The sequence below is a fragment of the Mesorhizobium sp. L-8-10 genome, assembly GCF_016756635.1.
In the GTDB taxonomy this organism is placed as follows: Bacteria; Pseudomonadota; Alphaproteobacteria; order Rhizobiales; family Rhizobiaceae.
The window spans coordinates 2,642,243-2,657,500 of record NZ_AP023263.1 but is presented as its reverse complement, the minus strand read 5'-3'; the positions used below and the strand labels follow the sequence as shown (position 1 = coordinate 2,657,500).

The following is a 15,258-nucleotide window of genomic DNA, read 5'->3' as shown; positions in this document are numbered from 1 at the left end:
TCTCGAAACGTGTCCGCCAAAGTCTCGTTCGAACATCCCAAATCCCGTCCGGCATAAAGCCCTTCAGGACAAGAGACGTTCAGCAGGACTCTGCCGCCCACGTTTCTCTTTCTTCAATCTTCAGTTGTCAAAGATCCGACATCACTGGACGCGATGTCGCGGGCCGCCTCGCCTCTGGCTTCAGGGCCCTTAAGAGTGTCGCTCACGCGGCTCTCTGGAGTTCCGTCACAAGGGCGAACTTCTCAGTCGCCAGCGGCGCGCCGCCCTCGTTGGTGAGGCGTATATAGTCGCCGCCTCCGCAGACTGTCAACAACCATTTCTCCCTTTTTTGAACTTTTTGCGACGATACCCCCATGACCCTTCGTAACCCGACCAGTTTCCATCCAAACCCCAAAACCAGCCCGAAAACACGAATCCCTACAACGACATGTCCAAAGGCCGGACCCCGAGGCCGCAGGAGTGTGGACGCTTGGCGACCGATGTCCAGGCAAGGCGTCGCGGGAAGGCGAAGGCATGATGGCGGAGGCGCGTATCACGCTCCCGATGATCAATGCCGACCAAGCGACCGGCAATCGAACAGGTGATCCTTCCTCTCTCCAGTTGCGTTATCGCCCCCCCCGATCGGCCTCTTATATAGGAGACGCATCGATCGCGGTTCCGGCCCGCCGACCTCCCGCTCGTCGGCGCCGAAGGCACGCATCGACAGTCGGCCATACCGGCGAATCGCCGGGACCCACCCGCGCGAGCGCCCAGGGTGAGGTCCACCGGCCGAAACCAAGAAGTGATCGCTCGCCGAGCGCTCGCCAACTGTTGAGCCCTATTCCCGCCCCAATGGCGTCCCATCCCACATATGTCCGCGAACGCCTGGGGGACAGGCGGGCCGCCCGGCCCGCTTCATGCACGGCTAATTGACCGTTCAGCCAGCCTTTCGTTGACTTCGACCGTCATGACAGGCAATTGTCATGACCGAAAACGACAAGATTGCAAAAGACTGCTTGCTGATCGGGGACGAATCCGCCTTTTTCGCATGCAAGATGACGATGCGACCATAGCTGAGCTCGGCAACGAGCCGCCGCTGATTGCCGATGGGCGCAGCGGGCCGCCGGACCGACGGGAGGTGTCGGCACGCTGGCTATCGGGCACATTCCTGACCGGCGTGACGTCGAGCGTGCTGATGGGCGTTGCCCTCTTCGCCGCCCTCGATGGCCGCGAGCAGTTGGCCACGCCGCCTGAAATCGCCGAACTCGTCATGCCCGGAAACAAGGGGGAAGCCGGCGAACGGGCCAAGACCGATCGCGTCGTGCCGGCGCGGCAGATCACGCGGGCCAAGGACAGGCGCCGGATGGAACTGTCGACGGTCAGCCGGGTCGGCGACCGCGACGTGATCCGCACCATGCCTTTCGTGCAGATCAAGATGGCGCTCGCCGCCAGTCACAGCACCAGCAGAAGCTATCCGCCCTTCGATCCGCTTTCGGTGTTCGCGGAGGACGGAGCTTCAGCAGCGCAGGCCGCGACCACGGGCACGCTTTATGGCGCCAAGGTCGAAAGCGAGATGAGCCTGAAGACGGTCGATTTCCCGCTGGAGACGGCCGCCTTCGACGAGCAGAGCGCGTTGAGCGCCGACGAGGTCGAGGCCGTCGTGCGCAACACCAGCGCCATCCTTACCGACGGCGACGTGCAGGTGGCCGCACTCCACTATGTCGACCCGCAGCGCTTCGGCGAATCACTGACGTCCCAGACGCTCGCCGCGTCCTATGGCGTGAGGATCGTCCAGGAAAACGTCTCGGTCACCCCGCGCAGCTCCGGCGACCAGGGCGGCCTCGCCTTCGCCGAGGAGATCATCCCGTTCACCATGCCGCGCAACATAGCGGAGGCCTTCGCCGATTCCGGCTATGCCGGGCCGGACGCGACCGGCATGGCCGAGGCGATCGCCAAGCTGCTCAATGCCGATACGCTGAAGGAAGGCACGGTCTTGCGCGTCGGGCTCGAGGTGAACGGGGACGTCGCGCGCGTCGTGCGGACCAGCGTCTACAACCGCACCCAACATCTCGTCACCATCGCGATCGATGATCGGGAGCAATATGTCCCGGCCTCGGAACCTGAGCCCAACCCTGAAATCATGACCGCCTTCGACGATTCGCCGCCTCCCGTCCGGGTGCGCGGCGATCTGCCTTCGGTCTACGACGCGGTCTACCGCGCCGCCTATTCCTACGGAATCTCGAAGGCGATGACGCGGCAGCTCGTCAAGCTGCTCGCCTCCGACGTCGACTACCAGGCCCGCATCAATCCGGCCGACCGCATCGAAGTGTTTTTCTCCCAGCCCGGCGACAATGACGAGGTGTCGGAAGATTCCGAGCTTCTTTATGTATCGGCGACCTTCAGCGGCAACACGCGCACCTTCTACCGTTTCCAGATGCATGACGGCGCCGTCGACTACTTCGACAAGGACGGCCGCAGCGCCGAGCAGTTCCTTTTGCGCAATCCGGTACCCAACGGCAGCTTCCGTTCGGGCTTCGGCGCGCGACGGCACCCTATCCTCGGCTATACCAAGATGCATACCGGCGTCGACTGGGCCGCACCCCGCGGCACCCCGATCATCGCTTCCGGTAACGGCACGGTGGAGAAGGCGGGCTGGGCCGGCGGCTACGGGCGCCAGACGATCATCCGCCATGCCAATGGCTACGAGACCTCCTACAATCATCAGAGCGCCATCGCCAAGGGTGTGGTGCCGGGCGCCCGCATCCGCCAGGGCCAGGTCATCGGCTATGTCGGTTCGACCGGTCTGGCGACCGGCGACCATCTGCATTACGAACTGATGGTGAACGGCCGCAAGGTCGACCCGATGCGTGTTCGCCTGCCCGTCGGGCGCGTGCTGAAAGGCGGCGATCTCGAAGCCTTCAAGCGCGAGCGCGAACGCATCGACGAGTTGCTCAAGGAAGAGAGCAAGGGCTCGCCGCTCAAGATCGCCAGCGTTTCGAAGGCTTCCTGAGCTGGAGCATTTTTTCGCTCCGGACGCAAAACCGCTGCGCACTTTTGCTGGAATTGCCCCAGCTCTTTGTTTTGACGCGATTCCGGACGCAAAACCGCTGCGCACTTTTGCTGGAATTGCTCCAGCTCTTTGTTTTGACGCAATTCCGGACGCAAAACCGCTGCGCACTTTTGCTGGAATTGCTCTATCCCGCCGCTCCGGCCGGTTCCCGTTCCCTTTGCCATGAAGGCTGCGTCGTCCAGGCGATCACGGCAGCGAGCAGGCACATCAGCGCCGAGATCCAGGCGATCGCCTGGAAGGCACCGTTGGTCGCGGCGATGCGAAGCAACTCGACGTCGGCAGCGAGCGGCATAGCCGGCCTCGCGCCGAACTCGATTTCCGCAACGCTTTTACCCAGAACCGATGCGAAGACCAGGCTCGCGACGGCACCCAGCGCCGCCACCGCCATCAGTCCCGCCGCCCGCGCCACGGCATTGTTGACGCCCGAGGCGAGCCCGGTGTCGGAATCGGGCGTCGCCAGCATGACCGCGGCCGACAGCGGCGACACCAGCATCGACATTCCCGCCGCCTGCAGCAAAAGGATCGGGAGCGTCACCTCCCAGAGCCGCATCATCGGCATGGTAGCGGCGAGCCCGGCATAAGAAACTCCGACAAGCGCGGCGCCGACCGCCAGCGGCAGCCGCGGCCCGATGCGGTCGGCAAGCCGCCCTGCCCTGCCGGAGAACAGGGCGATGAAGAGCGACAGCGGCACCACCAGCAGGCTCGCTTCCCATTCCGCGACGTTCCATCCCGTCACCACCGTCATCGGCAGGAAGAACAGGACAGCGTTCAGCGCGAAGAACAGGATGAGCGTGTAGAAATTGGCTCCGGAGAAGGCTTTCGAGCGGAAAAGCGCAAGCTTCACCATCGGCATGGCGGCATGTTTTTCCCAAAGGATGAAGCAGGCGAAGACGAGAGCACCGGCCGCAAGCCACAGCCAGGGAGCGTCACCGCGCTCGTCCTGCGGGAGCCCGAACGCGGTCAGACCCCAAGCCATCAGCCCGAGACCCAACGTGGCAAGCAGCGCGCCGGCATAGTCGAGGCGGCGCTCTTCCGGCGGACGGTCGCGCGGCACCCTGGCCAGGAGCATGCCGAGCGCGACGAGACCGATCGGGACATTGATGGCGAAGATCAGCCGCCACATCCATTCCGCGCCGAAGGAAAGCACCATGCCGCCGATGAAGGGGCCGCCGGCGGTCGTCAGCGAGGAAAAGGCGGCCCACAGTCCGATCGCGCGGCCACGCGATTCGGCTGGATAGGATTTGGCGATGATGGCCAGGCTGCCCGGCACCATGAAGGCCGCGCCGATGCCCTGCAGGGCACGCATGGCGATCAGCATGTCGGCATTGGTCGCGACCGCGCAGGCGAGCGACGTGGCGATGAAGACCGCGATGCCCCAGGCAAAGATGTTGCGCACGCCGTAGACGTCGCCGGCCGCGCCGCCGAGCAGCACCAGCGCGGAGAGGAAAAGCATGTAGCTGTTGCTGATCCACTGTGCGTCGACCAGCGTGGCGCCGAGGTCGGAGCGGATGACGGGCATGGCGAGCGAAACGACCGAGCCGTCGATGAAACCCATGCCGGATGCGAGGATCGCCGCGACCAGCACGTAACGCCGGCTCTCCGGCGGGCAGAAGGTCGTGCCGTTACTGCGGGAATTGCCCGTGGTTGGGGGTGCGCTCTCCATCGCGTGACACTAGCCGCCGCGGTCGTCCCCCTGCCAAGCGCCAGCGACCCGAATCACCGGAGCCACGAGGCGCCGCAGCCTGGAACCCGATACCGAACCCGATACCGGGGCGGCTCCGGGACAGACCCGCCGCCCTGGATCAAAAAAATACCGCTACTCGACGAACTCGACCGGAACGCCTGCTTTGACGATTTTGGCGAGTTCCTGCGCGTCCCAGTTGGTGAGGCGCACGCAGCCATGGCTCTCGGTCTTGCCTATCTTGGAGGGATCGGGCGTTCCATGGATCCCGTAGGTCGGCTTGTCGAGCGCGATCCAGATCGAGCCGACCGGTCCGTTCGGGCCGGGCGGGATCCGCAGCACTCTGCTGTTGTTGCCCTGTTTGAAATTGAGCTTCGGATTGTAGGTGTATTCCGGATTGAAGGCGATGCGGGACACCGCATGGATGCCGGTGGGCGACGGCGTATCGGATGATCCGATCGTGGCCGGATAGGCCGCGACGAGCTTGCCGTCGGCGCCATAGGCACGCACCTGCTTGCGGCCCTTGTCGGCGACGATGCGGGCAACGGGCGCCGCGATGTTGGCGCCGACATTGGCGACCTTGATGATAGTGCCCGGCCGGTTGAAATTCGCGTCCGGATTGAGCGACTTCAGATAGTTCTCGTCCATATGGAAACGCTCGGCGAGCATTTCGGTGACCGAGGTGTAGCTCAGTTGTTCGAGCTTGGCCTTCTCGCCATAGTCGTTGGGCACCGAGGCGACATAGGGGCCGGCGGCGTCGGTCGCGGTGATCTCATAGGTCGTGAATGGATCGCCGCCGGTCGCGGCAAGCGCGCGCTTGATGCCTTCCGCGTCCGTGGATTTCAGGTTCTCGCCGGTCAACGCGCGATAGGCGACGATCGCCTTGTCGACATTCGAACCGAATCTGCCGTCGATGACGCCGGGCGAAGCACCGGCCCGGTCCAGCAGCACCTGCAGGCCGGCCACGTCGGACCGGGCGGTGAAGTTCGTCGGCGGCGGCTCGCTCCCGGGCAGGGCCGGTTCGAAGATGGTTTCGTCCGGCTGGCCCGGCTCGACCCATTGCGGCACATCGGGCAACGGCTGCCGCTCGATCCGGCGGTCGGCCAGGATGCCGGTGCCGTCATAGGGTTCCGACGGATAGGCAACGATCGGCGGTTCCTCGTAAGGATCGTTCGGCGCCGGCGGAAACTCCTCGAACGAATAGTCGCCATCCGCCGGCGGAGCGAACTCGCCATAGTCGTCCACGGGCGGAGCGAATTCGCCCTGGTCGCGCAGAAAACGCTGCATGTCATCGGGATCGTCGAGATAGTAGCGCCCCGGCCGCCGCAACTCGCGTTCGCGGTCCATGCGCCGCTGCCTCTCGCGGCTGAACTGGCGCCTGGGTTCCTGGATGGCGAGGATCTCGCCCGTGAAGGCGTCGACGAGAACGCGCCGCCCGCGCCCGTCATAATAGATCTCGACGTCGCCGGATTGTGCCAGCTGCAGCATGTCCGCCCGCGGCGCTTCCGGTGTCGCACGCCTGGGCGATGGCGCCCCGGGCTGCGCCACTCCCGCTTCGGCGGCGAAGATCCCCGCCAGCACGGCCGACAAGAAGAAAGTCCTGCGGAACATCTTTCCCAAATCTCTCCGGTCGTCGGCGCCCGCCGTCCCACGGTCGCGCTCGAAATGAATCCACCGGCGACGCCCGGCACGACCATGAACCGTCGACTATGAACGGGGCATGAAGATGGCCGGTTCCTTCAAGGATCCCATCGTCGACACGGAAGCGGGTGCCGGTTTTCGGCAAAAAACCGGTGCCAAATGAAAGAGTACCGGCGTCGATCCGCGTCTTATGGGGAGAGCCTCAGACCGGAAGAGGACCGAGGGCCAGGCGCGCCTTCCGGGTCAGCTTGAGCGCGACCAGACGGTGGCTTTCGCGCAGGTAGGCCTTGAGCGATTCATCGTCCATCGATTCGGCCGTCTGCCGCTGGATCCAGCTCATGCCGCGCGAGGCAAGGTAGGGAGCAGGCCGCAACCCCGGCTGCTCTTTCAGGATCTCAAAGGCCATGTCGGAACATTTGAAGGTGACGAAGGGAAGCTTCCCTTCGTCCCAGCCGGCAATGGCGAAGACCTTGCCGCCGACCTTCCAGACATGGGCGCCGCCCCACTGCACCACATGCGTGGTCGCGGGCAGCGAGGCGCAGAAGCCGTTGTACTCGTCCAGCGTCATCTGCGTCCCCAAAGCATGTCTCCCAAAAATGTGCAACGGTTCGGAAAAGACATGCGCCAAAGCAAGAACCTGCAGCGCATCTCTTCACGAGACACGCTGCAGCCTTCGTCAGGCGGCCTCTTCGGTTTCGGCAACCGAGGGCTTCGACCGAAAGTTCAACCGGTCGGAACCTGCTGATATCTTCACGGTCGACCCGTCGAGGATATCACCGAGCAGGATCTTCTCCGCCATCGGGTCCTGTAGTTCCTTCTGGATGACGCGCTTCAGCGGACGGGCGCCATAGGCCGGATCGTAGCCCTTGTCCGCCAGCCAGTCGATCGCGTCCTTGTCCAGCGCCAGCTTGATCTTGCGGTCAAACAGCAGCTTCTCCAGCCGCTTGAGCTGGATTTCGACGATCTGGCCCATATCCTGCCTGCGCAGCCGGTGGAACAGGATCACCTCGTCGACGCGGTTGAGGAACTCCGGACGGAATGAGGCCTTCACGACCGCCATCACCTCGTCGCGCACCTTGTCGACATCCTCGCCCTCGCCGAGATTGACGAGATATTCGGCGCCGAGATTGGACGTCATGATGATCAAGGTGTTGCGGAAGTCGACCGTGCGGCCCTGGCCGTCGGTCAGGCGGCCGTCGTCGAGCACCTGGAGCAGCACGTTGAAGACATCGGGATGCGCCTTCTCGATCTCGTCGAACAGCACGACCTGATACGGCCTGCGGCGCACGGCCTCGGTCAGCGCTCCGCCCTCCTCATAGCCGACATAGCCGGGCGGCGCGCCGATCAGCCGGGCGACCGAATGCTTTTCCATGAACTCCGACATGTCGATGCGCACCATCGCGCTCTCGTCGTCGAACAGGAAGGACGCCAGCGCCTTGGTCAGTTCGGTCTTGCCGACGCCCGTCGGGCCGAGGAACATGAACGAGCCGATCGGCCGGTTCGGGTCCTGCAGCCCGGCACGGGCGCGCCGCACCGCCTTGGATACGGCCTGAACGGCTTCGCCCTGGCCGACGACGCGGCGGGCGAGTTCGTCCTCCATGCGCAAGAGCTTCTCGCGCTCGCCTTCCAGCATCTTGTCGACCGGAATGCCGGTCCAGCGCGAAACGATATGCGCGACATGGTCGGGCGTGACGGTCTCCTCGACCATGCTCCCGTCCTTGCCGTCCTGCGCCTCGGCCTCCTGCAGCTTCTTCTCGAGCTCGGGAATCTTGCCGTAGGCAAGTTCGCCGGCGCGCTGGAACTCACCCTTGCGCTGGGCGATCGCCAGTTCGTTGCGCGCCTCGTCGAGCTCTTTCTTCAGGTCGGCAGCCAGGCCGAGCTTCTGCTTCTCGGCCTGCCACTTGGCGGTCAGGTCGCCGGATTCCTCCTCGAGGTCGGTCAGTTCCTTGTCGAGCCGCACCAGCCTGTCCTTCGAGGCCTCGTCCTTCTCCACCTTCAGCGCCTCGCGCTCGATCTTGAGCTGCATGATGCGGCGGTCGATTTCATCAAGCGCCTCGGGCTTGGAATCGACCTGCATCCTCAGCCGCGACGCGGCTTCGTCGACGAGGTCGATCGCCTTGTCGGGCAGGAAGCGATCGGTGATGTAGCGGTTGGACAAGGTCGCCGCGGCGACGAGCGCGGAGTCCGAGATCCGCACCTTGTGATGCTGCTCGTACTTCTCCTTCAGGCCGCGCAGGATCGACACGGTGTCCTCGACCGTCGGCTCGTTGACGAACACCGGCTGGAAACGGCGGGCAAGTGCTGCATCCTTCTCGACATGCTTCCTGTATTCGTCGAGCGTGGTGGCGCCGACGCAATGAAGCTCGCCACGCGCAAGCGCCGGCTTGAGCAGATTGGAGGCATCCATCGCGCCATCGGCCTTGCCTGCGCCGACCAGCGTATGCATCTCGTCGATGAACAGGATGATGTTGCCGTCGGCCGCTGTGACTTCCGACAGCACGGCCTTCAGCCGCTCCTCGAACTCGCCGCGATATTTCGCACCGGCGATCAGCGCGCCCATGTCGAGCGCCATCAGTTGCTTGTCCTTGAGCGATTCGGGCACGTCGCCATTGACGATCCGCAGCGCCAGGCCTTCGGCGATGGCCGTCTTGCCGACGCCGGGCTCACCGATCAGGACCGGATTGTTCTTGGTGCGGCGCGACAGGACCTGGATGGTGCGGCGGATCTCGTCGTCGCGGCCGATGACCGGATCGAGCTTGCCTGACCGCGCATCGGCAGTCAGGTCGCGCGCATATTTCTTCAGCGCGTCATAGCCTTGCTCCGCGCTCGCCGAATCGGCGGTGCGGCCCTTGCGGACATCGTTGATGACCTGGTTGAGCGCCTGGGCCGTGACGCCGGCCTTGGCCAGGATGTCGGCGGTCTTGGCCGACTTCTCGACGGCGAGCGCGGTCAGCAGGCGCTCGACCGTGACGAAGCTGTCGCCGGCCTTCTTCGCCAGTTCCTCGGCGGTGGTGAAGACCTTGGCCAGCGGCTGCGCCATGTAGAGCTGGCCGTTGCCGCCCTCGACGCGGGGCATGGCGTTCAGCGCGGCGTCGACGCCGAGCCGGACGTCGCGCGCATTGCCGCCGGCGCGCTCGATCAGCGACGCGGCGAGGCCCTCCTCGTCGTCGACGAGCACCTTCAGAATGTGTTCGGGAGTGAATTGCTGGTGATTGCGGGAGAGCGCATCGGTCTGTGCGGACTGGATGAAACCGCGCACGCGCTCGGAGTATTTTTCAACGTTCATATCTGTCTCCGTTCCGTCACCGGCCCGCTTTGCGGCGCCGGATCAGCCTTGGGTGACGAGCCCGCTCCAAGGAGCCAGACTCCAACCCGCCAGATATGGGGCGCAGGTGCGCGATGCTCAAGGACGGAGCGTTATGCGCGCGAACAAAAACGGCGGGAAAATCCCGCCGTCTGATGTCGGTCGAAAAGCGGCGAAAGCTCAGTTCGCGGCAACCGGGTCGGAGGCTTCCTGGCCCGCCCGGGCCGGGGTCTCGGCATTGCCCTCGACCGGCGGCTGCTCGCCGGCGGCGGCTTCGCCATTGTCGGCGCGGACGCGAGGACGGCGCGGACGGCGCGCGCGGCGCGGCGGCGCCTCTTCCTCGGCATTGGCGACATGGTTGCCGTTGGCGCGTTGATCGACATTGCCGTTGGGCTCGGCCGGTTGCTCCTGGTTAAACGCCACTTCGGCCGGAACCCCCTCGATGACAGGCTGCGGGCCGGAACCATCGACCGGAGCCACCGATGCGCGGATCTCGTGCCTCGTCTCGGACTGCCGGGCGTGGCGGCCTTCACCCTGACGGCTCTCGTGCTGCCGGCCCTCCTGCTGCCGCGGCTCCTGCTGCCGAGGCTCTTGCTGCCGGGCCTCCGGTTGGCGGGCCTCCTGCGCGGTGTTTTCGAACTCATCGCGCTCTTCGTCGAGATCGTCGTCCAGTTCGTCGCGATTGTCGCGGACCTGCTGCTGAACCGGCATCTGGGCCTGCGCGGCCGCGATGATGCGGTTGTAGTGCTCGGCGTGCTGGAGATAGTTCTCGGCCATCACCCTGTCGCCTGAGCTCTGAGCGTCCCGCGCCAGCGCGGCGTATTTTTCGGCGATCTGCTGAGCGGAGCCGCGGATCTTCACATCGGGGCCGTTGCTCTCGTAGTTGCGCGTCAGCGGGTTCGGACCCTTGCGGTTGTTGTTGTTATTGTTGTTGTTGCGCCCACGCATGCGCCTGTTCTGCTGTTGTGGCCTCATCCGATTCTCACATCTGGAAAATTGTCAGCAAACGGGGGCACCTCACGTGCCTGCCGCTCTGTACCGTCCTGCCGGTGTTCGCCCGCACTACTTGCGTTGGCGCCACGTGCCTTCCTGTTCCGGTTCATGTCTTGCCGGACGATCCCCGCACGAAGCTCAGGCGTCGCTCACGCAAGAAGGCAGCTTGCTTCAAAAGGAAACCGAATTGGTAACAGCACTGCCTGCTTCGTCTCATCCGGTTGCCGGGACCCTATCGATATTCGTGCTGGTTGCCAAGCGTTATTTCTGCGGTGCGGCAACGTGCTTCATCGGGCAAAAAACGAGCACGCGATCATTGCCGCCGAGGTCCGACAACGCTTCTGTCAACCGATAGCCGGCTTCCAGGAAGAGGCCCGTCACGTCATCCCTCTGCCGATGACCGATCTCTACTGCGATCCGGCCATTGCCCTCGAGATGGGGCGCCGCACCCGCGGCAATGATCCGATAGGCATCAAGCCCGTCGGCACCGCCGTCCAGCGCCCGGAGCGGGTCGAACAGCCTTACTTCCGGCTGGAGCCCTTCCAGTTCCTGCGTGCATATATAGGGTGGGTTCGAGACAATTCCATGGAATTTTCCGGTAACATTGGAAAACCAGTCGGAACGAAGCGTGGCGAAGCGCGGCGAAAGCGCGGCCGCCTCTGCATTGCCGGCCGCAGTCCCCAGCGCTTCCTCCGATATGTCGACACCAAGCGCGGTGGCATCAGGCACCTCCTTCAGCAGCGCCAGCGCGATCGCACCGGTGCCCGTACCGAGGTCGAGGATGCGGCAGCAGCCCTCCGCCGCGACAGTCTGTCTCACGAAAGGCAGCATCGCATCGACCAGCGTCTCGGTATCCGGCCGGGGCTCCAGGGTCTCGGGCGACAGCCTCAGGGTAAGCCCGTGGAACTCGCGATGGCCGAGGATGCGATGCACGGGTTCGCCGCGCACCCGGCGCGCCACCGCCGCCATGATGGCGCCGACAATGGCCGCATCGAGCGGCCTGTCGGGTGCGGTGATGGCGTCCATCCGCGTCGAGCCGGAAAAATGCTCGACCAGGAGCCTGGCATCGAGGGCCGCGCCCGCTACGCCGGCGGCGGCAAGTTCGGTCCTGGCCAGGCGCAACATGCCGCCGAGGGTGGTGTCGGTCATCGCGCGCCGCCCTGGGGTCCCTAGCCGAACTCGGCCAGCAGCCTGGACTGGTGGTCGGCGATCAACGCATCGACGACCTCGTCGAGTTCGCCCTCCATGACCCGGTCGAGCTTGTAGAGCGTCAGGTTTATGCGATGGTCGGTGACGCGGCCCTGCGGGAAATTGTAGGTGCGGATGCGCTCCGAGCGGTCGCCCGACCCCACTTGCAGCCGGCGCGATTCCGAGCGCTCCTCTGCCGCCTTCGAGCGCTCCATGTCGTAGAGCCGGGCGCGCAGGATCTGCATGGCGCGGGCCCGGTTCTGATGCTGCGACTTCTCCGCCTGGACGACGATGATGCCGGTCGGCAGGTGGGTGATGCGCACGGCCGAGTCCGTCGTGTTCACGTGCTGGCCGCCCGCACCGGAAGCCCGCATCGTGTCGATGCGGATGTCGTCGGCCCTGATCTCGATATCGACCTCCTCGGCTTCGGGCAGCACGGCCACCGTCGCGGCGGAGGTATGGATGCGCCCGCCGGCCTCGGTTTCGGGCACGCGCTGGACGCGATGCACGCCCGATTCGAATTTGAGATGGGCGAACACGCCCCTGCCCGACACCGTAGCGATGATTTCCTTGAACCCGCCGACCTCGCCCTCGCTGGCCGAGACCGTCTCGAAGCGCCAGCCCTTGGACGAGGCATAGCGCTCATACATGCGGAACAGATCGCCGGCGAAGAGCGCCGCCTCGTCGCCGCCCGTCCCGGCGCGGATTTCGAGGATCGCATTCCTCTCGTCGGCCGCGTCCTTGGGCAGGAGCAGGATCTGGATGTCCTTCTGCAGGCCTTCGATGCGCTCCTCGACCGCGGGAAGATCGGCCTCGGCCAGTTCCCGCATGTCCGCGTCGGTGGTCTTGTCCGCGAGCATGGCCTGCAGGTCGGTGAGCTCGCGCTCGGCCGTGCGCAGATCGCGGATCTTGCCGGCCATGTCCTGCAGCTCGGCATATTCGGAAGCCATCTTCACATAGGCTTCGGGCTCGGGGCCGGCCGCCATCTGCGCTTCGAGCATGTCGAAACGCTTGACGAGCTGGTCCATGCGGTCACGAGGTAGGCTGATCATGTGGCTTCAAATCGGAATGTTGTTTTCCCGGGCGAAGGCGACCAGCTCCTCGCGGGTGTTGCGCCCGGCGCCCGGTTTTGCCATCGCGTCGGCGAGGAAGCTTTCCAGCTTGGCGAGCGGCAGTTCGGCGAGCATCGCCTTGACCGGGCCGATCGAGGCCGGCGACATCGAGATCGAGCGGTAGCCCAGACCGACCAGCGTCATCGCCGAGATCGGCCGCCCGGCGAGCTCGCCGCATAGCGTGACGGACGTGTCGTTGGCCTTGCCCGCGTCGACGATCTGCTTCAGCACGCGCAGGAACGGCACCGAGAGCGCATCGAAACGGTCGGAGAGCTGCGTATTGCCGCGATCGGTCGCCATCACGAACTGGAACAGATCGTTCGATCCCACCGACACGAAATCGACCGTGCGCATCAGTTCGTCGAGTTGCCACAAGAGCGACGGCACCTCGATCATGGCGCCGATCTTGAGGATGTTCGGCAGGTCGTGGGCGAAGCGCGACAGATGCCGCACTTCGCGATCGATGATCTCGCGGGCCTGGAAGATCTCGCCGAGCTCGGTGACCATCGGCAGCATCAGGCGCAGCTCGCGTCCGCCCGCCGCCTTGAGCAGCGCACGCACCTGCGTCCTCAACAGGGCCGGACGATCAAGCGTCAGCCGGATGGCGCGCCAGCCAAGGGCGGGATTCTCCTCGTTCACGACGTTCTTGAAATAGGGCAGCACCTTGTCGCCGCCGATATCGATGGTGCGGAAGGTGACGGGTTTGCCCTTGGCCGCGTCGAGCACGTCGCGGTACAGCTTCTCCTGCGCTTCGGCGCGCGGGAAGGTGGCGGCCACCATGAACTGCAGCTCGGTGCGGAAGAGGCCGATGCCCGCGGCGCCCGATTCGGCGAGCTGCGGCAGGTCTACCGCGAGGCCGGCATTCATGAGCAGGTCGACATGCACCCCGTCGAGCGTATTCGACGGCTTGTTGCGCAGCTCGCGATAGAGTTCCTGCCGCCGCGCCCGGAACCGCACCTTCTCGGCATAGGCTGCCTCGACATCGGACTGCGGACGAAGATGGATCCGGCCCTCGTCGCCGTCGACGATGATGGCATCGCCGTTCTCCGCCATGGAGACTGCGCCTTTCATCTGGCCGGCGACGGGAATGCCCATGGCGCGGGCGACGATGACGACGTGGCTGGTCACCGCGCCGTCTTCCAGAACGAGGCCGCGCAGTTTGTCGCGCGGGTAGTCGAGCAGTTCGGCCGCGCCCATCGACCGCGCCACGATGATGGCGTCCTTGGGAAGAGAGGCGGCCAGCACTTCGGGCCCATGGCCCATGAGCTGGCGCAGCAGGCGGTTGGCGAGATCGTCGAAATCGCTCATGCGCTCGCGCATATAGGGATCGGTCATGTGCAGCATGCGCGCGCGCATGTCGCTCTGCACCTTCTCGACCGCGGCTTCGGCGGTCAGGCCGTTGCGCACCGCCTCGTCCAGCCGGCGCACCCAGCCGCGGTCGTTGGCGAACATGCGGTAGGCTTCCAACACGGCGCGGTGCTCGCCCTCGAAGGCGACGTCGCGGCGCGACAGCATGTCGTCGATCGACAGCCGTAGCGAGCCGAGCGCATCGTCCAGGCGGCGCAGTTCCTCTTCCGTGTCCTCGTTGAAGAGGTTCGTCACGACGATGCGCGGCTCGTGCAGCACGACATGGCCGAGACCGACGCCTTCGTTGAAGGACAGGCCCGAAAAGCTTGCCGGGCGGGTGAGGTCGAGTTCGAGCCCGGGCCGGGTCAGCCGCGCGAGATCGCCGGTAGCGATCATCTCGGCGATCACCATCGCCGTCGTTTCGAGGGCTTCCAGCTCGTCGTCGCGATAGTGGCGCTTGGTGCGGTTCTGGACGACCAGCACGCCGAGCGTGCGGCCCGCGCGCAGCACAGGCACGCCGAGGAAGGAATGGTAGATCTCCTCACCCGTCTCCGGCAGATAGGCGAAGGCCGGATGCAACTGGGCGTCGGAGAGGTTGAGCGCCCGGGCGCTGGCCGCGATCGTGCCGACGAGGCCCTGGCCGAGGCGCAGTTGGGCGAGGTGCACCGAACCGGGATTGAGGCCGACCGTGGCGTAGAGCTCCAGCACCGCGTCGGCGCGCAGCACATAGAGCGAGCACACCTCGGCCACCATGTTGGAAGCGATTTCGCGCACGATGCGGTCGAGCCGCTCCTGCGGCTCCAGCGCCTCCGCCATGAGCTCGCGGAGGCGTTTCAGAAGCACGCGCGGGCCGGCGGCTTGATCACGCATCGGTTCGAGGCCTTTTCCAATGGCCTTGCCGGCCTGTCCGCCTCGAACGGACGACCGGCGGGGCCGCTTCAGA

General features: G+C 65.2%; 9 protein-coding genes. 1 reads left to right on the top strand and 8 read right to left on the bottom strand.

Going from position 1 to position 15,258, the window contains the following annotated elements; all coding sequences use genetic code 11:
- Positions 1 to 1,027: 1,027 nt before the first annotated feature.
- A complete protein-coding gene (locus JN280_RS12445; RefSeq protein WP_202312548.1) occupies positions 1,028 to 2,989 on the top strand; it encodes a M23 family metallopeptidase in 1,962 nt (653 codons plus the stop codon).
- A gap of 184 nt (positions 2,990 to 3,173) precedes the next feature.
- Here the strand turns inward: JN280_RS12445 and JN280_RS12440 are convergent, their stop codons facing one another.
- The 8 genes from JN280_RS12440 to ptsP form a co-directional block, all read right to left on the bottom strand.
- Positions 3,174 to 4,712, bottom strand: a complete 1,539-nt coding sequence (locus tag JN280_RS12440; protein ID WP_202312546.1) for an MFS transporter — start codon at positions 4,710 to 4,712, stop codon at positions 3,174 to 3,176.
- 153 nt (positions 4,713 to 4,865) lie between these two features.
- Positions 4,866 to 6,341 carry a L,D-transpeptidase family protein gene (locus tag JN280_RS12435; RefSeq protein WP_202312544.1) on the bottom strand — a complete coding sequence of 492 codons (1,476 nt, stop codon included), beginning with the start codon at positions 6,339 to 6,341 and terminating at the stop codon, positions 4,866 to 4,868.
- A 232-nt stretch (positions 6,342 to 6,573) separates the two neighbouring features.
- The gene (locus JN280_RS12430; protein WP_202312542.1) at positions 6,574 to 6,939 is read right to left on the bottom strand and encodes an MmcQ/YjbR family DNA-binding protein; all 366 of its coding nucleotides are present in this window, start codon (positions 6,937 to 6,939) and stop codon (positions 6,574 to 6,576) included.
- Positions 6,940 to 7,047: 108 nt separating this feature from the next.
- Positions 7,048 to 9,657 carry an ATP-dependent chaperone ClpB gene (gene clpB, locus JN280_RS12425; RefSeq protein ID WP_202312540.1) on the bottom strand — a complete coding sequence of 870 codons (2,610 nt, stop codon included), beginning with the start codon at positions 9,655 to 9,657 and terminating at the stop codon, positions 7,048 to 7,050.
- A 198-nt stretch (positions 9,658 to 9,855) separates the two neighbouring features.
- Positions 9,856 to 10,650 (bottom strand): DUF4167 domain-containing protein, encoded by a 795-nt coding sequence (locus JN280_RS12420; protein ID WP_202312538.1) that lies wholly within the window; start codon positions 10,648 to 10,650, stop codon positions 9,856 to 9,858.
- A gap of 279 nt (positions 10,651 to 10,929) precedes the next feature.
- Positions 10,930 to 11,817: a peptide chain release factor N(5)-glutamine methyltransferase gene (prmC, locus tag JN280_RS12415; protein ID WP_202312537.1), complete on the bottom strand. Its 888-nt coding sequence runs from the start codon at positions 11,815 to 11,817 to the stop codon at positions 10,930 to 10,932.
- A gap of 20 nt (positions 11,818 to 11,837) precedes the next feature.
- On the bottom strand, positions 11,838 to 12,908 hold the full coding sequence (gene prfA / locus JN280_RS12410) for a peptide chain release factor 1 (RefSeq protein WP_202312536.1): 1,071 nt from the start codon (positions 12,906 to 12,908) through the stop codon (positions 11,838 to 11,840).
- Between the two features lie 6 nt (positions 12,909 to 12,914).
- Entirely contained in the window at positions 12,915 to 15,185 is a 2,271-nt protein-coding gene (gene ptsP, locus JN280_RS12405) for a phosphoenolpyruvate--protein phosphotransferase (RefSeq protein WP_202312535.1), read from the bottom strand.
- Positions 15,186 to 15,258 lie beyond the last annotated feature (73 nt).